Consider the following 19,236-nt stretch of genomic DNA (forward strand, 5'->3'; position numbering starts at 1 on the left):
CCATTTCCAGGGGGGAGGCCATGCGAATGACAGTGCGCCGTTACCGGCGGCGGCGTACAGGAAGTGATGCACTGGGATTTACGCACTCGCCTTTTGCTCCCCCCTTCTTCGACCGGCTCGAATTTTTGAGTCAGTCCATCAGCCAGCCCCGCAAAACAGACGCTCCGTTTATCATTCTGGTGACGGAGGATCATTTTCTGCGCACCGGTTTTCTCAACGGCCAATTCCCCCTGAGCAGCTGTTGCGACTATCCCTCGCTGGAGGATGCGTTTAGCGCCCTGGCCCAGTGGCCTTCCGCCCGCCTGGTGGTGGATATTGAAAGCCGCTCCACTGCGCTGATCGACAAGCTGGATCAGCTCAGAAGGCATAGCCTCTATCCCCCTTTTCTGACGCCCTATCTGTTAGTCAGGGCGGATAATTACGATACTCGCCTGTTCTGCAAAGCGGCGGGCCCTTTTCACGTGCTCGAACGTCAGCTGACGCCGTCTGCTTTCCAGCACAGCCTGATGGATACCAGCCCTCCCCAGGGCTGCGATAAAGACTGGTTCTCCCGCACCGAATGGCCTATTTTGCAGGAGTTATCGCGGGGGAAGACCCTTCGCCAGATAGCGTTGATGCAGAATCGCCCCTATAGCCGCATTATCTATCGTCTCAGCTGCATTCTGTTGAAACTGGGTCTGACCCATCGCCAGGAACTGCTACACCTTCTCAATAACCTCTCAGACTGCACCTTCTAACCCACCTACTAAGCCCTTATTTCCTAAAGACCTTTAGGAATTTACTTATCAATCATGTTACTTATTTGTTAAATTTTAACAATAATTTCAATTTTATAACTATTCCTAATTTACGGGCTTAAACCATGTGAAATGTCACAGAATGAATAATCTGCAGCACTTTCCTCCGTGCGTTAAGTGTTTGATAAAGGAGTTAATAAGACGATAATGATGTAAAAACAAGCGGCTCGGCGAGACTGCCTGGCAGTCGAAAGCGAAGTCTGTAGTATGTTCTGCTGTACGACGGGAGCCCTTTCCGGCGGCGACCCGATCACTTTCAAACGAAGGTCTGGTGCCCTCTGTGAACACTTTTTCGCCATCCGATCCCGCTTTCAGCCCCTGAAAACGGCCGTCGATTTGTTAACATTTGATCAACATACAGTGTGATATGTCATTTTTTGTTATTACATAAAGATCAAAAGATGCGGTAAATGGGATAACAGGATATTTAAGCTAATTTTAAAAAAATAGCTATTCGGATCCAGAAGATAATACAAAGTAATAAGCGAGGGGTAATTTACAGGGTTTTCGGAAAAAACTTACACGGTATAATAAGACGCGTATCAAATATGAATAAGAAAAACCTTTTTGCCAACACCAGCCAAATGAGATGACCGCGCTGAGGCATAGATTTCTTCACTACGTTAACAAGGATGCTTTCGCTCTTTCCAGGGAAATACTACGGTATAAGGATCTGCACATTTATCCTTCCGGCATTTCGAGAGTTTTAACCAAACTCGGCATAACGCTTTTAACAGTCTGAGGCATTAAAAATGAAACCGGCATCCGTTATCATTATGGACGAACACCCTATCGTCAGAATGTCGATAGAAGTCCTGCTACAGAAAAATAAAAACATCACAGTCAAACTCAAGTCTGGCGACAGCCATGAAGTCCTTGACTGTATCCGTAACCACCCTATCGATCTGGTGATCCTGGACATCGAACTTACGGGCACAGATGGCTTCGCTTTACTGAAGAGAATCAGAAACTTAAATAAAGACATCAAGGTCCTGTTCCTCTCTTCAAAATCCGAGTCTTTTTATGCGGGACGCGCCATTCGCGCCGGGGCAAATGGTTTTGTCAGTAAACGAAAAGATTTGGGCGAGATCTACAACGCCGTTGAAATGATCCTGATGGGCTATTCTTTTTTCCCGTCGGAAACGTTGAATTTTATAAACCATTTGGGTTCGGGGAAAGGGATGGTCGCGGATATGCCATTATCGAATCGTGAGGTGACGGTATTACGTTACCTGGCAAATGGTTTATCCAATAAGGAGATTGCAGAGCAGTTGCTATTAAGCAACAAAACCATCAGCGCACATAAATCCAATATTTATTCCAAGCTGGGTGTGCAAAGCATCGTTGAATTAATTGATTATGCCAAAGCACACGAACTGCTATAACCTGAATTCACTCCCTGCAGCTTATCCGAGCTGCAGGGAGTGCGGTCAGCGCTAATTATAATTAATCATGAAAGTGGCATCAGCATCAGCCCGTCCGGGCTGAGGGTTATCAGCAGTGGCAATATAATTGGCATAAAATGACAATGTCGCATTTCCTTGCGCATCAACCGCTACAGACTGGCTGGCCTGCTGAAGTGCCAGACGCGTTTTATCCGCATCCCTGATCTCGACGGCAACGTTGCTTGCCGTACTGGCGTCATTGAGCGCCAGTAACCCGTTATTGCTTCCGTCGGCTTTACCCGAAAACGTGATGGACGCCGCACCTGGCGGACAGCCGGTCAGCTTCAGCGTAAACGGCATGGGCTGCGTGCGGCTTCCCGTGGTGCTGAGCTGTTTCGTGGGCCAGGTTCCCAGCGTAACGCTCTTGTCGCTATCGCTGCCCTCGGCCACACAGGTAAAATCAACAATGTTGCCGTACATCTGAATATTGATCTCCCCCAGCGCAGTGGCTGCCTGCGCGCTGGCGTGAAGCATCATCAGTGTCATCGCGGCGAAATGCCAGTTCCGGTTCCGCATCTCTTCCCCTTAATCGTAATCCACACGCAGATAACCCCGCGACGTGAAACGGCCTTCCGCAGGCTTATTCCCCGTCACGCTGACTGGCCAGACCCGGATCCCTACCTGCGCCTGCGCGCTGTCGTCGAGCCGGAACGGAATTTTGCTGGTCAGGTTGTTGGGTGTTAGCGGGGTACCGCTTTCGTTGGCAATCACAAACCCCACATCGGGGTTATCCGACACCACCGCGTTGCTGGAGACCTTTTCTGCCTCAACGCGCATCGTCAGCATTGCGTTCGCTTCCACGTTGGTGCATTTGATGGCGATGGTTTTGCTTTGCGCGGTTACCCCCTCCGGTTTGTTACCCGCCCCGGCCTTGCTGAACAGGGAGGCCCCGATATCACCGAAGTCAAACTCCACGATATTCCCCGCATTGATGGCGCAGCTTTGCGGCACCTGAATGGTCCCGCTGTAGCTGATGGTGTAGACCGGCGAGGTTAACGGATCAGAAGAGGTAGTGGTGACATAGACGCGGAACATGGTCGCCCGCGGGATCACCACCATATTTATAAACCGTCGGGTCACTTTGAGGCGAAAGACGAGGCTGGAATCCTGAACGCCAAACGGTTTGTTTTTAGAGACGTTCGGGTGACTCCCCATCTGGATGTAACTTTTGGGCGGATAAAATACGCCAGCAAAGCTGTCCGTAATTTTCATTGCCCCATCCAGATAGTCGTTTAGCTTCAGGTACTGATAGCCATCACTTGTTCCCGTGACCGGGTAATCGGTAACATAACTACGTTTGGTCGTGTTCCCGGTGGTACCCTTCGGGCAGACGGCATTCACCCCCACCCACTGCGATTTCTCGCTGAGCGTCACCACCTGTCCGATCTGGTTATTCGAACTGTTAAATTTATCCGTCAGGTCGTAATGCACCTCCGTAGGGACGCCCTTTTCATTCACACACACGGTGGCTAAGGCATTCCCCACGGGCAAAATAGAGAGAAGTGATAAAGCCAGGCAATGGATTTTACTCACAGCGAATCCCCTTAAGTGTGATTGCCTGTTGCAGGCTCTTTTCTGGCAAGCTGTAGTGCGCACGACACTGGGATTGCATCCCGTTGCCCCACTGGATCAGCAGTTCACCTTCCAGCGGCAGGCCGCTCAGGTAAATCTGTCCGTCATCGCCCACCATACTGGTGACGCCGCTCTGGGTTTCACGCACCACGGCACCGAATGGCACAGGCTGGTTGCCGCGCGTGACGGTTAGCAGGGCGCGCACGCCAATACGGGTATCAAAGCTGGCGCGCACCAGCGCCCCTTTTGTCGGCACCACGCTGCTCACGTTATTTTCGATATCGGTGTTATTGCTCATGGTGTTGGTATCCAGCGCCACGCGGTTATAGCGGTAGACGGTGGCATACGGCATCACCGCATAGCCACGCCAGTCGGTTTTCACACCGGTCTGGTTTTCCACGCTCACGCCCGATGCTCCCGGCGCTTTGATCAGAACGTTGGTATCACCCAGCGGCTGGCTGAAGGTTACGCCATCCGCATGGCCGACCACGCCGCCGGAGAGCTGCCAGTTGAGATCGTGCTGGTCGCGTGCGTAGTTGTAGCCCACCCCCAGCGTGCCGTAGGTTGCCTGCCAGTTCGCGCTGGCGCTTCCGCTTGATCCGTTATTGCTGGTGTGGCCCTGGGTCACGCTGTAGTTCAGGTTGCGATCTTCCAGCAACGTCCCACTGACCCCGGTTTGCCAGCTTGTGTCGCCATCACTGTTGCGGCTGGCTGACGCCGTGGCATAGGCGCGGTCAATGGCGCTGTCCCGACGAAAACCCTGGCGGGTAAAGAGGCTGAACGGTACGGAGACGTTAAACGACGCGATTCGGTCCGTGCCGTCTATCCCGACGGATTTGTTCCATGACCAGGACACGGAGTAGTTGACGCCCTTCACGCCGCCCGCGTATCCCAGCTGATACCAGAGGTTGGACTCATCGGTGCCCCAGTACGTCTGTTCGCTACCGGAGATATAGACCGAGCCGTAATCCCCCAGCGACTGGGAAATATTGAGCTGGAAGCGCCCTTTTTTATTCCACGTCAGGTTGTGATAACTCTCCACATCCGGCACACCGTCATCATCCTGGTTGTCGGCATACTGGTAGCCTTCCATTGAACGCCACGCGACATCGTCCAGGGTGTAGAACCCTTTTGTGGAGTAGCGGTAGCCCAGCAGCTGGAAGTTGGTTCCGAATCCGTTAAGCGATTTTGCATAGAGGAAACGCAGCGACTGCCCTTCATGGCGGCTGTCATCCGCGAGCTGGCTGCGGGCATGGGTGATATCGAGCGACACCGCCCCCCAGTCACCGAGGTTTTTCCCGGCCCCGATGGCCACCGCGGTATAACGTGACGCGAGTTGGGTACCGCCGTACAGCGTGTAGCCGTCGCCAAGCCCGGTAATCAACGTACCCTGCGTGAAGAATGGCGTATCCTGTTCGCTGTTGCCGCTGCGGTAATCCCCGGCCACCAGGTCATACTTCCAGCGCCCTTCGCGCTGCAGGAGGGGCACGGTGGAATACGGCACGGTATAGCGCTGCTGGCTGCCATCCTTCTCTTCAACCGTCACCTCAAGGTCACCGCTTGACGAGGTTGGGTTAAGATCGGTGATGGCAAAGGCGCCAGGCTGTACATAGCTTTGATAGATAACGTAGCCGTTTTGTCGAACGACCACTTTGGCGGGTGTTCGGGCGATGCCGCGAACGGTTGGTGCGTAGCCCTGCAGGCTGTCCGGGTACATGCTGTCAGACGAGAAGAGCCGCCCGCCGCGAAAACCCACGCTGTCGAAAACGTCATTACCGGTATTGCTGTCGCCCAGTACCAGCTCGCTTTTCAGCGGGATCACGGTGCGCTGCGCCCAGGTGCCAATATTCTGCCAGTTGCTGTGCCGCTGCCCGTTATTCTGTGTGTAACGCCATGCGCCATTATTGCGTAAACGCCAGGCGCCATAGTTCAGCCCGCTCTGCAGGTTCAGATAATAGCTGTCGTCCTCGCTCCCGCGGTTGCCGGTAAAGCTGTAGTTCACCAGCGCGGCAGGGATCCCTTCATCCCATTGATCGGGCGGAATGTAGCCGCGTGCGCTGTTCTGCATCGCCACCTGTGGCAGGCTGATATTCAGGCGCAGCGAGGCGAAGTTGAACGCGATCTCACTGCCGGGAATAGCCTTCGCCAGGGGAATACAGGTCTCCCCTTTCACGTTAACCAGCTCAGGAAAGGCTGCGATATTGACGCCAAAACGCTCCAGCATCACGCGCGTAATGCACGGCGACAGCCCACCGGCAACCGGCGGTGTATTGTCGGCCTGCTCGAAGCGAACATCCTGCGTCGCGATAAACTCATCGTTACGCCAGATATCCACGCGATAAACGCCAGGCGCCTGCTGGTGACCTTGTTCAAAACGCGATAAATCCGCCACGTTGGCGGTGTCATCGGACAAGAAGGCCGGGTTAAAGTAGCTTTCGCTCCAGCCAGCCTGTGGCCAGAGCGCTGCCATCAGCGCCAGTGCGACCGGGCAGTAACGTCCCTGGTGATTATTCATCGCGCTGACTCTGCTCACAGGTTGACGCTACGCGCCGGCGTAATGGCACCGTAGTCATTCACGCTCTGCCAGGAGAGCGTACCGCTTGCGGCGGCTGGCAGTACCTGCTGCGCCGAGTTTTTAGGCGCAACCATCAGGTTATCCAGCGTCTGTCCGCCCAGCTTCATATTGACCAGCGTGATGTAATACGGCGAAGCGTTACTGACTTTGAGGTGGTTGCCGACGCGCTCAAAACGCAGCTGCGAGAGCGCCTCTTCCGGCTGCATCGGCAGATTTGTCGGGCGGACAAACAGCTTGATCCGCGACAGGATAGCCAGCTGCAGCACGTTATTGTTTTCCGTTTTCGCTTTGTTCACGGACGGGATCGCTTTCACGTTCATGTAGAAGAGCGATTCACGATCGGCAGGCAGCGCGGGCCCGGCATAAATAATGCGCAGCGTGTTTTCGCTGTCCGGCTCGCTGACAAACAGCGGCGGGGTCACGGCAAAGGTTTTTTCTTTTTGCCCGTTCGCATTTTCGATCCACGCGTTGATTAAATAGCGCTCTTGTTTATTGCTGTTGGTGATCGCCAGCGAAGTTTGCTTTGCATCTGCCGGATAAATAACGCGGGTGGCCCCCAGCGCAATACCGCCGGAAGCATTTGCGCATGCAGAAACCATCATTAAAATTAACGATAAAAACAGTCCTGGTTTAATTAGGGTATTCATCACAACCGTACCTTTAATAATGTGTTCGCAGGTGTTATGGATAAATCAACGTAAACCAGACATCCGACTGAATATTGCCTGGCACGAGGTGTTCGGAAATAGCCCGATAGCGGGCGCTAAAATGAAACGCAAGCTCACTGGTATTCACCGGCAACCAGCTGACGGCCGTTGCGTTCGGGATAATCTGACGTTGTTGTTCGTCAAATAGAGCCAGCCCGACGCCGCTGCTTATCGGTGATTCACCTGGCCGCGATGTCGCCAGAAAAACCTGCGGATCTTCTGCTGGCGTAACGCCCTGAAACTGGATGCCTACGGTGCGCGAGACATCCACGCTGCAATCCAGCAGCCGCACGGTGAAGGGCACATTGACCGTGGAAAAACTGCCCACACCGGAAAATGAATTGGTTCGGTACTGCCCCATTTCGATGCGCATGTTCTGGCTGTCGGGTGCCACGGCGCAGCCGCCGTTCACCAGCTCACCTCTGAGATGAACTTTGCCGCCGTCGATCACCACGGTATGTGCTGAGGCCTGGCAGGCCATCGCAAGGGTTAACAGCAGTAGTGTTCCGGTCCTTGTCATCCTTCGTTCCTGGCCTTAGCGTATGACGGCCTCTTCCCTGAGGCCTGAACATCCCTGTGCGGAGGAATTACTCGTATTTCATTACGAAAGTGGCGTCAGCGTTTGCCTGGCCTGGCTCGGTGGTCGCAGCCGTTGATTTGTAACGTGCGGTGAAGTTCAGGGTGTTAGTCCCTTCGATCAGGTTCTGCGCGGCAGAGAAGGTTGAACCATCTGGAGTCAGGGTGGTGGATTTGCTGTCGAGGATCTCGATGCCCACGCCCTTCGCGGAGTTGTCGTTGTTACCAGAGGTTACCGCCAGCAGGGTTTTGTCGGTTGCGTCGATCTGACCGGTGAACGCAACTGCGGCCGTTTTCGCAACCAGCGGGTCACAATCATTCAGTTCAATGGTGAACGGAATATTAGAGGTGGTGTCACCCACTTTCGTGAACTTCGCGGTACGGTATTGGCCCAGGTTAACCGTCTGCTCGGAAGAATCAGTATTTACTGAACATGCAGCATTAACCAGTTCACCTTTAAAGTGTACGGTACCGCCATTTACGGTAACCGGAGTGGCTGTATCTTCTGCATTTGCGGCACCCGCAACCAGGGCCAGAGTAGCAATAACAGTAGAAGCAATGTTGCTGAGTTTCATGTCTATTCCTTTAAAATGTAAATAACCCTTCCCGCGAATAATCGGGAATAAGAAATACGTTCAATTGATTAATTGAAAGCTTATTTCGGAGGAGACAAAGTAGCTCATGAATGTATTTTAAAATATGTCAAAACGCTGTCATTTCGCCAGGTCACATCCTAATCCTGCCTAAGAAATTGACCATCCCCTCAGAAGGGTTTTTACGGCCTCCTGATGAAAACTCGCAAAGGGTGACTGACAGCGGCGCTCGCTTCTGACAAAATACAGGCAATCCCCCCTTTCAAACGTTACAGACGGAATCTTCTCTCTGATGGCAGCAAAGATTATTGACGGTAAAACGATTGCGCAGCAGGTGCGCTCTGAGGTCGCGGAAAAAGTGAAGGCGCGTAAAGCTGCCGGAAAACGCGCCCCCGGGCTGGCCGTTGTGCTGGTCGGCAGCAACCCGGCATCGCAGATTTATGTCGGCAGCAAACGCAAAGCGTGTGAAGAGGTGGGGTTCGTCTCCCGCTCTTACGATTTGCCGGAAACCACCAGCGAAGCAGAACTGCTGGAACTTATTGATACCCTGAATGCCGACAACGCGATCGACGGTATTCTGGTTCAGCTGCCGCTGCCAGCCGGCATCGACAACGTGAAGGTGCTGGAACGTATCGCCCCCGACAAAGACGTTGACGGTTTCCACCCGTACAACGTGGGCCGTCTGTGCCAGCGCGCCCCGCGTCTGCGTCCGTGCACGCCGCGCGGTATCGTTACGCTGCTGGAGCGTTATAACATCGATACCTACGGTCTGAACGCCGTGGTCATTGGCGCATCAAACATTGTCGGCCGTCCGATGAGCATGGAGCTGCTGCTCGCTGGTTGCACCACCACCGTGACCCACCGCTTCACCAAAAATCTGCGTCATCACGTAGAAAACGCCGATCTGCTGATCGTGGCGGTCGGGAAGCCGGGATTTATTCCGGGTGAATGGATTAAAGAAGGCGCGATCGTTGTGGACGTCGGTATTAACCGTCTGGAAAACGGGAAAGTGGTCGGTGACGTGGTTTACGAAGATGCTGCGGCTCGCGCCTCTTACATTACCCCAGTACCGGGCGGCGTAGGCCCGATGACCGTTGCCACACTGATTCAGAATACTTTGCAGGCGTGCGAAGAGTACCACGACGTAGAGGACGCGTAAGATGGCCACATTTTCATTAGGTAAACACCCGCACGTTGAGCTGTGCGATCTGCTGAAGCTGGAAGGCTGGACCGAAAGCGGCGCACAGGCCAAAATCGCCATTGCCGACGGGCTTGTTAAGGTAGACGGCGCAGTGGAAACCCGCAAGCGCTGCAAAATTGTCGCGGGTCAGACCGTGAGCTTTGAAGGGCAAACCGTGACGGTGACCGCCTGATGCTCTCCCCCCTCTCCCGTCGGGAGAGGGAACCCACATTCCCCCACACCCATCACGGTTAATTATCGATCGACTTCAAATAATCACTATTTCATCTGTTGAAAAGTGAAAATTCTGTTGCGCGTTTTTCACTCTTTCCCCACGATAAGTAGAACGTTCTACTAAAACGTTCTACTTACAATAACAGCGCCAAAAAAAGCGCTACTCGGGGGAAATCAGCATGAGTCTGATATCAGGGTTTGTTAAATCGCTCTCTAAATTATCGATGATTGGTCGCGCGTTAATGCTGCCAATTTCACTGCTTCCCGCTGCGGGCCTGCTGCTGGCCTTTGGCGATAAGTTTCACCTGCCGCTGATGATGAACGCGGGCGGGGTTATCTTTGATAACCTGCCGATGCTGTTTGCCATTGGTTCCGCCGTGGGGCTGGCATCCGAGTCCGGCATTGCCGCGCTCTCGGCGGCGGTCTCGGTGTTTGTCACCAACATCACCATCAGCACCGTCTTGAGCATCACGCCGGAAATGGCGTCTCAGGGCGGCAAATACGCGATGGTGGTCGGCATCCCGACGTTGCAGATGGGCGTCTTCGGCGGCCTGATCTGCGGGATTCTCGCCGCCTGGTGCTATAACCGTTTCCACACCCTGCAGCTGCCAGAGTTCCTCGGGTTCTTCTCCGGGAAACGCTTTGTGGCGATTGCGACAGCGTTTCTCTCTTTCCTGCTCGGCCTGCTGTTGCCGTATGTCTGGCAGCATATCCAGGCGGGCATCGACGCGCTCTCCGTGGTGGTTAATGGCGATAATCAGGCAGCCTCGACCTTTATCTTCGGTCTGGTGGAACGCGCGCTGATCCCGCTCGGCCTGCACCACATCTGGTATCCCTCTTTCTGGTATTCGTTTGGGGATTACACCACCCAGGCCGGTCAGGTGATTCACGGCGACCAGACCATCTGGTTCAAGATGCTGGAAGAAGGGGTCAAATCCTTCAGCAGTGACAGCTACCAGAACGCCGGTAAGTTCATGCAGGGTGAATTCCCGCTGATGCTGTTCGCGCTGCCTGCGGCGTGTCTGGCGATGTACCACGAAGCGCACACCAAAAATAAGAAAATCGCGGCCGGTATTTTGTTCTCTGCGGCGCTCACCTGCTTCCTGACGGGGATCACCGAGCCGGTTGAATTTACCTTTATCTTCGTCGCCCCTATTCTGTACGTCTTTAACGCCATCATGGCCGGTCTGGCGTACATGACCATGTATCTGCTGCATGCGCATATCGCCAAGTCGTTCTCTGCGGGCTTTATCGACTACCTCTCGTTCGGGATCCTGCCGTCATTTAACGGCTACAAAACCAACTTCCTGAACGCCATTATTATCGGCATTCCGATGGGCCTGATTTACTACTTCACGTTCCGCTTTGTGATCCGTCGTTTCGACGTGAAAACGCCGGGCCGTACAGAAGTGACCGCCAGTACGGACGATAAGTCAGATTCAGAACTCGCCACAGAGATCATCAACCTGCTGGGCGGCGCGCACAACATCGACTCCGTCGGCTCCTGCATCACCCGTCTGCGCCTGGAAGTGGCAAAAAGTGAAGCGGTTGATAAGGACGGTCTGAACGGCCTTGGCGCCCGCGGCGTAGTGTTCGTCGGTGATAACGGTATTCAGGTGATTTTCGGTGCCAGAGCACAGTTTATCGCCCAGACCATGTCCACCATGATTGGCAAATAATAAGATGCCTGAACGACACGTCTCCTGTACGCTGGGGGACGTTGTCTTATCTGGCTGATAATCGGTAAATTTCAGGGAGCGGTTTTGAAGAAAGTCAGCATCATTGATGTCGCAAAGCATGCGGGCGTTTCGGTCTCCACCGTGTCGCTGGTGCTGCGCCAGAAAGGGAAAATTTCAGACGCAACGATCGCGAAGGTCAATGCTGCCATCACTACGCTGGGCTATGTTCACAACGTCGCCGCTGCCAACCTCCGCGCCAACACCTCCAACCTGATCGGCCTGATCCTGCGCGACTTTAGCGACAGCTTTTCCATTAAGGTGATGGCGAGCATCGTCCAGGAGCTGGAGAGACAGGGGTATATGGTTTTTCTCGGCCAGCCGCTGAACGACCATGAACATCTTGAGCGCTGCCTGCTGTCGTTTAAACAGCAGGGGGTCGCCGGCGTTATCTATCTGGCCTCTGACACCCGGGCATCCTCGCTGCCGGAACACATCCGCCAGTGCCCGCTGCCGCTGGTGGTGGTCTCTCAGTCCCTGCTGGATGAAAAATGCAATCTGGTGATGCGCGACAACCGCCAGGCGGCGAACCTTGCCGCGCGTTATCTTATCGAGCGCGGACACCGCAACATTGCCTACATTGGGGGTCGTGAAGGCTGCCTTATCCGCGAGCAGCGTCTGCTCGGCTTTCGCAGCGCGATGACCCAGAACGGTCTGGTCTGGCGTGAGGAATACTCGCCTGCGTGTAGCGATGACACGCTGGCCGCAGGTTTCGCCACCCGCCAGCTGCTGGAAAAAAACAACACCATAACCGCCCTGCTCTGCCACTCGCCGGATGCGATGATCGGCTCCATCTCCGGCATTCATCAGGTGGGGCGCACCGTGGGGAAAGATGTGTTTCTCACCCAGCAGGTCGCGCTGGTTGGTTTTGAAGATATGTTGCACGTGAACCTGACGTCTCCCTCGTTTACCTACGTTTCCTCCGCCAGTGAGGAGACAGGGCGTCAGGCGGCGGGGTTGATTATCCGCAAGTTAAAAGAGCCGGATCTGCAAACACAGCGTATCACCCTTTCCGGGCAGCTTATTGCCCGGGAATCGGCGTAAATAAGACGCTAACACCATCCTCATTGCGCCCATTCGCTGCTATATTTCCCTGCTTTGCCATGGATAATCGCAATGCCTACCGTTATCACCCACGCTGCAGTGCCTTTGTGTCTGGGCTTAGGCCTGGGAAGTAAAATCATCCCTCCCCGCCTGCTGCTTGCCGGCGTCGTCCTCGCCATGCTGCCGGACGCCGACGTGCTGGCGTTTAAGTTCGGCGTTGCCTACGGCAATGTGTTCGGCCACCGCGGCTTTACCCACTCCCTGCTGTTTGCCTTTGTGGTGCCGATACTTTGCGTACTGATGGGCCGACGATGGTTTCGGGCAAGTCTGACCCGCTGCTGGCTGTTCTTAACCGTGTCTCTGCTGTCGCACAGCTTGCTGGATTCCATCACCACCGGAGGGAAAGGCGTCGGCTGGCTGTGGCCGTGGTCAGATGAACGGTTTTTTGCACCGTGGCAGGTCATTAAGGTCGCGCCGTTTGCGCTGTCACGCTATACCACGCCCTACGGGCATCAGGTGATTATGTCGGAACTGCTGTGGGTGTGGCTGCCAGGGGTTGTGCTGATGGGGCTGTTGTGGTGGAAGCGGAGGTAAAAGCAAAACGGCAACCCAGTTGCCGTTTTAGTGTTTGCACCCTTTCCCGGTGGGAGAGGGCATCAGCGCGCACCAGAATTATTTCCGACGCCAGGTGGTTCCCTGCGGGCCATCTTCCAGAATGATGCCCATTTCCGTCAGACGGTTACGCGCGGCATCTGCTGCCGCCCAGTCTTTCGCCTGACGCGCTTCCAGACGCGCGTTGATAAGTTGCTCAATCTCCGCCACTTCGCTATCGTCCGCCTGTGCACCGCTTTGCAGGAACAGATCCGGTTCCTGCTCCAGCAGACCCAGTACCGAAGAGAGCTTACGCAGATGGGAGGCCAATGCATTCGCTGCCGCCATATCTTCTGACTTCAGACGGTTAACTTCACGCGCCATATCAAACAGCACGGAGTAGGCTTCCGGCGTGTTGAAGTCATCGTTCATCACGTCAATAAAGCGCGCTTCAAATGCCTCACCGCCTGCCGCGGGTACAGATTTATCGGTACCGCGCAGGGCAGTGTACAGACGCTCCAGCGCCGCACGCGCCTGTTTCAGGTTCTCTTCGCTGTAGTTCAGCTGGCTGCGATAGTGACCAGACATCAGGAAGTAGCGCACGGTTTCCGCATCGTAATATTTCAGCACGTCGCGCACGGTGAAGAAGTTGCCCAGAGATTTAGACATCTTCTCACGGTCAACCATCACCATCCCGGAGTGCATCCAGTAGTTCACGTACTCGCCACCATGCGCACAGGTTGACTGTGCAATTTCGTTTTCATGGTGCGGGAACATCAGATCCGAACCGCCACCGTGAATATCGAAATGTTTGCCCAGCTGTTTGCAGTTCATCGCCGAGCACTCAATGTGCCAGCCAGGACGCCCTTCGCCCCACGGGGAAGGCCAGCTTGGTTCGCCCTCTTTGGACATCTTCCACAGCACGAAGTCCATCGGGTTACGCTTCACGTCCACCACATCAACGCGCGCACCGGCCTGCAGCTGATCCAGATCCTGACGGGAAAGCTGACCGTAGGTAGGGTCAGTCGGCACGGAGAACATCACGTCACCGTTATCGGCCACATAGGCGTGACCACGTTCGATCAGCTTTTCGGTGATGTCGATAATTTCGTGGATATGGTGGGTGGCACGCGGCTCGCTGTCCGGACGCTGAATATTCAGGGCGTCGAAATCTTTGTGCATTTCCGCGATCATACGATCCACCAGCGCAACAAAGCTTTCGCCATTTTCATTCGCACGCTTGATGATTTTGTCGTCGATGTCGGTGATGTTACGCACGTATTTCAGGTTGTAGCCCAGAAAACGCAGGTAGCGCGAGACAACGTCGAATGCCACAAAGGTACGGCCATGGCCGATATGACAGAGATCGTAAACCGTAATACCACACACGTACATGCCGACTTCCCCGGCATGGATAGGTTTAAATTCCTCTTTTTGGCGCGTCATTGTATTAAAGATTTTTAACATCGAAGATTCCATGTAAACACGTGTGTGGTTGAAAACCGGTTATTCTACCTGTAATTCAAACCTGAAGCAGCACACAATGCAAGGTGATCGCATCCTGTGGTTATGCTATAACAAGCCCCTATAGATGACCCAAACGCGGGTCGACGTACCACAATAACGGAACAGGATGCAAAAATGGTTACTTTCCACACTAATCATGGCGATATCGTAATCAAAACCTTTGATGACAAAGCGCCTGAAACAGTTAAAAACTTCCTGGACTACTGCCGCGAAGGTTTCTACAACAACACTATTTTCCACCGCGTGATCAACGGCTTTATGATCCAGGGCGGCGGTTTCGAACCTGGCATGAACCAGAAAGCGACGAAAGAAGCGATCAAAAACGAAGCGAACAACGGTCTGAAAAACACCCGTGGTACGCTGGCGATGGCGCGTACGCAGGCTCCTCACTCTGCAACAGCCCAGTTCTTCATCAACGTTGCTGACAACGACTTCCTGAACTTCTCCGGCGAAAGCCTGCAGGGTTGGGGCTACTGCGTCTTCGCAGAAGTGGTTGAAGGTATGGACGTAGTCGACAAAATCAAAGCCGTGGCGACCGGCCGCAGCGGTATGCATCAGGACGTTCCAAAAGAAGACGTCGTGATTAACAGCGTGACCGTCAGCGAGTAATTCGTGGCGACACTCTTTATTGCAGATTTGCACCTGCAAACAGAAGAACCGGCGATCACCGCCGGTTTTCTGCGTTTTTTACGCGGTGAAGCGAAAAGTGCCGATGCACTTTACATTCTGGGTGACCTGTTTGAAGCCTGGATTGGCGACGACGATCCTAACCCGCTGCACCGTGAGATGGCGGCTGCCATTAACGCGCTGGTCGATTCCGGCGTCCCCTGCTTCTTTATCCACGGCAATCGTGATTTCCTGCTCGGCAAGCACTACGCCCGCGAAAGCGGCATGACGCTGCTGCCGGAAGAGCAGGTACTCGACCTTTATGGCCGAAAGGTGTTAATCATGCACGGTGACACACTTTGCACTGACGACACCGGCTATCAGGCGTTTCGCGCTAAGGTTCATACCCCGTGGATCCAAAAACTATTCCTGGCTCTGCCGCTGTTTATCCGCAAGCGGATCGCAGCCAGAATGCGTGCCGACAGTAAGGCCGCCAACAGCGGCAAATCCATGGCCATTATGGACGTTAATCCCCAGGCGGTAGTCAGGGTCATGGAAAAACACCGCGTTCAGTGGTTGATCCACGGTCATACTCATCGTCCCGATGTGCATACCCTTACCGCCAACGGCGAAGCGGCCCACCGCGTCGTCCTGGGGGCCTGGCACAGCGAAGGTTCAATGGTCAGCGTCACGCCTGACGGTGTGGAACTGATCGCTTTCCCGTTTTAATCCGCCAAAAAATCATTCTATTTTTTTGAACAATATCGGCAAATTGTTTCGATTTTAATCAGCCCGTGGTCGGCCTATTATTTATCACATCAGGGCAACACGCCCTATCCCAGATAAAACATTTAAGGAATACGACCATGAAATCCATCAAAAGTTTCGTTGCAGTTGCCGCACTCTCTCTGATCTCTTTCGGTTCTTTTGCTCAGAGCGTCAGCGCCACTGCCTCTACCCTTGACCGCGCAGAAGCGAAAATTGCCGCTCAGGCTGCTGAACAGGGCGCGTCTTACAAAATCACCAGCGCTCAGTTTAACAACCGCGTTCACATGACGGCAGAACTGACCAAATAAGACGTCGGCTGACCGTGCCGTCCGTCAAAAGCACATCAAAGCACATCGATGCCTGATAAAACAGACCGCCAGAACGCGGTCTGTTTTGTTATCTCCTGAGAGCCACAACGGCTCAGTTTTTAACCGCGCAACCGTTTTCCTTGCCCCTATTACATGCTATTCTCTGTGCCCTCGAAAGCAGTGTGTTTCGCACCACAGGAGTTTTAAGACGCATGTCTTCCCGCAATAATCCGGCGCGTGTCGCCATCGTGATGGGGTCCAAAAGCGACTGGGCTACCATGCAGTTCACCGCCGAAATCTTTGAAATCCTGAATGTTCCGCACCACGTTGAAGTGGTCTCCGCACACCGTACACCGGACAAACTGTTCAGCTTCGCCGAAAGCGCCGAAGAGAAGGGTTATGAGGTGATCATTGCCGGTGCGGGCGGCGCAGCACATCTGCCAGGCATGATTGCCGCCAAAACGCTGGTACCGGTTCTGGGTGTTCCGGTGCAAAGCGCTGCGTTAAGTGGTGTCGATAGCCTCTATTCCATCGTTCAGATGCCGCGTGGCATTCCGGTCGGCACGCTGGCCATTGGTAAAGCGGGCGCTGCCAACGCTGCCCTGCTCGCCGCGCAGATCCTGGCGACTCACGATAAAGCGTTACATCAGCGTCTGGCGGACTGGCGTAAAGCCCAGACAGACGAGGTGCTGGACAATCCGGACCCACGGGGTGCGGCATGAAGCAGGTATGCGTCCTCGGTAATGGTCAGTTAGGCCGTATGCTGCGTCAGGCCGGTGAGCCGCTGGGTATTGCCGTCTGGCCCGTCGGGCTGGATGACGAACCGGAAGCCGTGCCGTTTCACCAGAGTGTGATCACCGCGGAGATTGAACGCTGGCCACAAACGGCCCTGACGCGCGAGCTGGCGCGTCATAATGCCTTCGTTAACCGCGACGTCTTTCCCATTATTGCTGACCGTCTGACGCAAAAGCAGCTGTTCGATAAGCTCGGGCTCCCGACTGCGCCGTGGCAGCTGTTGTCCGATAAAAGCGAGTGGAAGAATGTATTCGCAATGCTGGGCGAGCTGGCAATTGTGAAGCGTCGCGTCGGCGGGTACGACGGTCGTGGACAGTGGCGTCTGCGCGCCGACGACACTCACGAGCTGCCGGACGATTGCTACGGAGAGTGCATCGTTGAGCAGGGCATTAACTTCAGCGGTGAAGTCTCGCTGGTGGGCGCTCGCGGGCAGGACGGCCATACCGTTTTTTATCCGCTGACGCATAACCTGCATCAGGACGGGATCCTGCGTACCAGCGTTGCATTCCCGCAGGCCAGTGCTGAACAGCAGGCGCAGGCAGAAGAGATGCTCTCTGCCATCATGCACGAACTCGGTTACGTCGGCGTCATGGCGATGGAGTGTTTTGTCACGCCGTCCGGTCTGCTGATTAACGAACTGGCACCGCGCGTTCACAACAGCGGTCACTGGACCCAAAACGGGGCGTCCATCAGCCAGTTCGAGCTGCACCTGCGCGCCATCACTGACCTGCCGCTGCCGCAGCCGGTGGTCAACAGCCCGTCGGTGATGATCAACCTGATCGGTACCGATCTGAACTACGACTGGCTCAAGCTGCCGCTGGTGCATCTGCACTGGTATGACAAAGAGGTGCGTCCGGGTCGTAAGGTCGGTCACCTGAACCTGAACGATACCGACACCGATCGTCTGAGCGCCACGCTGGAAGCGATTATTCCTCTCCTGCCGCCGGAATACGCGAGCGGAATTATCTGGGCGCAATCAAAGCTTAAGTAATACTCCTCTGCCGGGGAGTTGACCTTCCCCCTCCCCGGCGTACAATCCCCGCCCATTGCAGCTTAGTTTTCTTCTGGAAAAACCATGAACGATGGAACGGACTATCGCGCGATCCTCGCATCCGATACCCCTTTAATCGACGTTCGCGCGCCGATCGAATTCGCCCAGGGCGCGATGCCTGCGGCAATTAACCTGCCTCTGATGAACGATGATGAACGCGCCGCCGTCGGCACCTGCTATAAACGCCAGGGGCCGGACGCTGCGCTTGCTCTCGGCCATAGCCTGGTCGCAGGCAGTACCCGTGAGATGCGCATTAACGCCTGGCGCGAAGCCTGTCTCTCCCACCCCACCGGCTACCTCTGCTGCGCGCGTGGCGGTCAACGCTCGCATATCACTCAGGCCTGGTTGAAAGCGCGCGGCGTGGATTACCCGCTGATCGCAGGCGGCTATAAAGCGCTGCGTCAGACCGCAATTGAGGTAACCGCTGAGCAGGTGCAAAAACCGATGGTGCTGATCGGCGGCTGTACCGGGAGCGGCAAAACGTTGCTGGTGAAACAGCACGCGCAGGGTGTGGATCTGGAAGGGCTGGCACACCATCGCGGCTCGTCGTTTGGCCGCACGCTCACACCACAGCTTTCTCAGGCGAGCTTCGAAAATCAGCTCGCCGTCGTGCTGTTGAAAAAAGAGGCCGCACGCTGGGTGCTGGAGGATGAAGGGCGGATGATTGGCTCCAACCACCTGCCGGAATGCCTGCGAGACCGCATGGTTCAGGCGCCTGTTGTGGTAGTAGAAGACCCGTTTGATGTCCGTCTTGAACGCCTGCGTGAAGAGTATTTCGATCATATGTGGGCGGATTTTTCTGCTGCCTTTGGCGCAGAGGCGGGGTGGAAAGCGTACAGCGAATACCTGCACCACGGCCTGTTTGCCATTCGCCGCCGTCTGGGGCTGCAGCGCTTTGCAGACTTTACGGCGCTGCTGGATTCCGCCCTGCAGGAGCAACAACGTTCTGGCAGCACCGACGCGCATTTGCGCTGGCTTGCCCCGCTACTGAACGACTATTACGACCCGATGTACACCTGGCAACTGGCAAAAAAGGCGGAGAAGATTGTGTATCGCGGAACGTTTGAGGACGTGGCTGACTGGCTCAATCGCTGAATCACGCGCACAAAAAACGGCAACCCAGGGTTGCCG

20 protein-coding genes are annotated in these 19,236 nt (G+C 54.9%); 13 read left to right on the top strand and 7 right to left on the bottom strand.

Annotated elements, in window-relative coordinates:
* The first annotated feature begins 20 nt into the window (after positions 1-20).
* Both QE396_RS11510 and fimZ read left to right on the top strand, forming a co-directional pair.
* Positions 21-737, top strand: a complete 717-nt coding sequence (locus QE396_RS11510) for a response regulator transcription factor (protein WP_032670711.1) — start codon at positions 21-23, stop codon at positions 735-737.
* An 812-nt stretch (positions 738-1,549) separates the two neighbouring features.
* Entirely contained in the window at positions 1,550-2,182 is a 633-nt protein-coding gene (gene fimZ, locus QE396_RS11515; protein WP_014168952.1) for a fimbria biosynthesis transcriptional regulator FimZ, read from the top strand.
* Positions 2,183-2,233: 51 nt separating this feature from the next.
* Here the strand turns inward: fimZ and sfmF are convergent, their stop codons facing one another.
* The 6 genes from sfmF to fimA form a co-directional block, all read right to left on the bottom strand.
* On the bottom strand, positions 2,234-2,758 hold the full coding sequence (gene sfmF / locus QE396_RS11520) for a fimbria assembly protein (protein ID WP_032677571.1): 525 nt from the start codon (positions 2,756-2,758) through the stop codon (positions 2,234-2,236).
* Between the two features lie 9 nt (positions 2,759-2,767).
* Complete coding sequence (gene fimH / locus QE396_RS11525) at positions 2,768-3,775, bottom strand: type 1 fimbria D-mannose specific adhesin FimH (RefSeq protein WP_020885154.1); 1,008 nt, start codon at positions 3,773-3,775, stop codon at positions 2,768-2,770.
* Positions 3,768-6,329, bottom strand: coding sequence for a fimbrial biogenesis usher protein (locus tag QE396_RS11530; RefSeq protein ID WP_020885155.1), 2,562 nt, complete (start codon positions 6,327-6,329; stop codon positions 3,768-3,770). The genes fimH and QE396_RS11530 overlap by 8 nt, the downstream gene beginning before the upstream one ends.
* A 14-nt stretch (positions 6,330-6,343) precedes the next feature.
* Positions 6,344-7,036 (bottom strand): type 1 fimbria chaperone FimC, encoded by a 693-nt coding sequence (fimC, locus tag QE396_RS11535; RefSeq protein ID WP_020885156.1) that lies wholly within the window; start codon positions 7,034-7,036, stop codon positions 6,344-6,346.
* Positions 7,037-7,070: 34 nt separating this feature from the next.
* Entirely contained in the window at positions 7,071-7,616 is a 546-nt protein-coding gene (gene fimI / locus QE396_RS11540) for a type 1 fimbrial protein subunit FimI (RefSeq protein ID WP_020885157.1), read from the bottom strand.
* Between the two features lie 67 nt (positions 7,617-7,683).
* Positions 7,684-8,247 (bottom strand): type 1 fimbrial major subunit FimA, encoded by a 564-nt coding sequence (gene fimA / locus QE396_RS11545; RefSeq protein ID WP_020885158.1) that lies wholly within the window; start codon positions 8,245-8,247, stop codon positions 7,684-7,686.
* 310 nt (positions 8,248-8,557) lie between these two features.
* On the opposite strand from fimA, the gene folD reads away from it, so the two are divergent.
* The 5 genes from folD (at position 8,558) to QE396_RS11570 (ending at position 13,053) form a co-directional block, all read left to right on the top strand.
* Positions 8,558-9,424, top strand: coding sequence for a bifunctional methylenetetrahydrofolate dehydrogenase/methenyltetrahydrofolate cyclohydrolase FolD (gene folD, locus QE396_RS11550; protein ID WP_014168945.1), 867 nt, complete (start codon positions 8,558-8,560; stop codon positions 9,422-9,424).
* 1 nt (position 9,425) lies between these two features.
* Positions 9,426-9,638 (top strand): ribosome-associated protein YbcJ, encoded by a 213-nt coding sequence (ybcJ, locus tag QE396_RS11555; RefSeq protein WP_014168944.1) that lies wholly within the window; start codon positions 9,426-9,428, stop codon positions 9,636-9,638.
* A gap of 220 nt (positions 9,639-9,858) precedes the next feature.
* Positions 9,859-11,358, top strand: coding sequence for a PTS transporter subunit EIIC (locus QE396_RS11560; protein WP_020885159.1), 1,500 nt, complete (start codon positions 9,859-9,861; stop codon positions 11,356-11,358).
* An 84-nt stretch (positions 11,359-11,442) separates the two neighbouring features.
* Positions 11,443-12,459, top strand: coding sequence for a Mal regulon transcriptional regulator MalI (gene malI / locus QE396_RS11565; RefSeq protein WP_014168942.1), 1,017 nt, complete (start codon positions 11,443-11,445; stop codon positions 12,457-12,459).
* A gap of 72 nt (positions 12,460-12,531) precedes the next feature.
* Positions 12,532-13,053 (top strand): metal-dependent hydrolase, encoded by a 522-nt coding sequence (locus tag QE396_RS11570; protein ID WP_020885160.1) that lies wholly within the window; start codon positions 12,532-12,534, stop codon positions 13,051-13,053.
* Between the two features lie 78 nt (positions 13,054-13,131).
* On the opposite strand, the gene cysS is transcribed toward QE396_RS11570, so the two are convergent.
* Positions 13,132-14,517 carry a cysteine--tRNA ligase gene (cysS, locus tag QE396_RS11575; RefSeq protein ID WP_020885161.1) on the bottom strand — a complete coding sequence of 462 codons (1,386 nt, stop codon included), beginning with the start codon at positions 14,515-14,517 and terminating at the stop codon, positions 13,132-13,134.
* Between the two features lie 174 nt (positions 14,518-14,691).
* On the opposite strand from cysS, the gene ppiB reads away from it, so the two are divergent.
* From ppiB to mnmH, 6 genes are all read left to right on the top strand, one after another.
* On the top strand, positions 14,692-15,186 hold the full coding sequence (gene ppiB, locus QE396_RS11580) for a peptidylprolyl isomerase B (RefSeq protein ID WP_014168939.1): 495 nt from the start codon (positions 14,692-14,694) through the stop codon (positions 15,184-15,186).
* A 3-nt stretch (positions 15,187-15,189) separates the two neighbouring features.
* A complete protein-coding gene (lpxH, locus tag QE396_RS11585; RefSeq protein ID WP_020885162.1) occupies positions 15,190-15,912 on the top strand; it encodes a UDP-2,3-diacylglucosamine diphosphatase in 723 nt (240 codons plus the stop codon).
* 137 nt (positions 15,913-16,049) lie between these two features.
* Positions 16,050-16,259, top strand: coding sequence for a YdgH/BhsA/McbA-like domain containing protein (locus tag QE396_RS11590; protein WP_020885163.1), 210 nt, complete (start codon positions 16,050-16,052; stop codon positions 16,257-16,259).
* Positions 16,260-16,471: 212 nt separating this feature from the next.
* Positions 16,472-16,981, top strand: coding sequence for a 5-(carboxyamino)imidazole ribonucleotide mutase (gene purE / locus QE396_RS11595; protein WP_020885164.1), 510 nt, complete (start codon positions 16,472-16,474; stop codon positions 16,979-16,981).
* Entirely contained in the window at positions 16,978-18,045 is a 1,068-nt protein-coding gene (purK, locus tag QE396_RS11600) for a 5-(carboxyamino)imidazole ribonucleotide synthase (protein WP_020885165.1), read from the top strand. Before purE ends, purK begins: the two co-directional genes overlap by 4 nt.
* Positions 18,046-18,129: 84 nt before the next feature.
* The gene (gene mnmH, locus QE396_RS11605) at positions 18,130-19,200 is read left to right on the top strand and encodes a tRNA 2-selenouridine(34) synthase MnmH (RefSeq protein WP_020885166.1); all 1,071 of its coding nucleotides are present in this window, start codon (positions 18,130-18,132) and stop codon (positions 19,198-19,200) included.
* The last annotated feature ends 36 nt before the right edge of the window (positions 19,201-19,236 follow it).

It is taken from the genome of Enterobacter sp. SORGH_AS_0287 (assembly GCF_031453695.1).
Taxonomy (GTDB): Bacteria; Pseudomonadota; Gammaproteobacteria; order Enterobacterales; family Enterobacteriaceae; genus Enterobacter; species Enterobacter ludwigii.

Bases quoted from the DNA above. Each gene is read 5' to 3' on its own strand.
- QE396_RS11510 (WP_032670711.1), top strand. From the start codon at position 21: ATGCGAATGACAGTGCGCCGTTACCGGCGGCGGCGTACAGGAAGTGAT.
- fimZ (WP_014168952.1), top strand. From the start codon at position 1,550: ATGAAACCGGCATCCGTTATCATTATGGACGAACACCCTATCGTCAGA.
- sfmF (WP_032677571.1), bottom strand. From the start codon at position 2,758: ATGCGGAACCGGAACTGGCATTTCGCCGCGATGACACTGATGATGCTT.
- QE396_RS11530 (WP_020885155.1), bottom strand. From the start codon at position 6,329: ATGAATAATCACCAGGGACGTTACTGCCCGGTCGCACTGGCGCTGATG.
- fimC (WP_020885156.1), bottom strand. From the start codon at position 7,036: ATGAATACCCTAATTAAACCAGGACTGTTTTTATCGTTAATTTTAATG.
- fimI (WP_020885157.1), bottom strand. From the start codon at position 7,616: ATGACAAGGACCGGAACACTACTGCTGTTAACCCTTGCGATGGCCTGC.
- fimA (WP_020885158.1), bottom strand. From the start codon at position 8,247: ATGAAACTCAGCAACATTGCTTCTACTGTTATTGCTACTCTGGCCCTG.
- folD (WP_014168945.1), top strand. From the start codon at position 8,558: ATGGCAGCAAAGATTATTGACGGTAAAACGATTGCGCAGCAGGTGCGC.
- ybcJ (WP_014168944.1), top strand. From the start codon at position 9,426: ATGGCCACATTTTCATTAGGTAAACACCCGCACGTTGAGCTGTGCGAT.
- QE396_RS11560 (WP_020885159.1), top strand. From the start codon at position 9,859: ATGAGTCTGATATCAGGGTTTGTTAAATCGCTCTCTAAATTATCGATG.
- QE396_RS11570 (WP_020885160.1), top strand. From the start codon at position 12,532: ATGCCTACCGTTATCACCCACGCTGCAGTGCCTTTGTGTCTGGGCTTA.
- cysS (WP_020885161.1), bottom strand. From the start codon at position 14,517: ATGTTAAAAATCTTTAATACAATGACGCGCCAAAAAGAGGAATTTAAA.
- ppiB (WP_014168939.1), top strand. From the start codon at position 14,692: ATGGTTACTTTCCACACTAATCATGGCGATATCGTAATCAAAACCTTT.
- QE396_RS11590 (WP_020885163.1), top strand. From the start codon at position 16,050: ATGAAATCCATCAAAAGTTTCGTTGCAGTTGCCGCACTCTCTCTGATC.
- purE (WP_020885164.1), top strand. From the start codon at position 16,472: ATGTCTTCCCGCAATAATCCGGCGCGTGTCGCCATCGTGATGGGGTCC.
- purK (WP_020885165.1), top strand. From the start codon at position 16,978: ATGAAGCAGGTATGCGTCCTCGGTAATGGTCAGTTAGGCCGTATGCTG.
- mnmH (WP_020885166.1), top strand. From the start codon at position 18,130: ATGAACGATGGAACGGACTATCGCGCGATCCTCGCATCCGATACCCCT.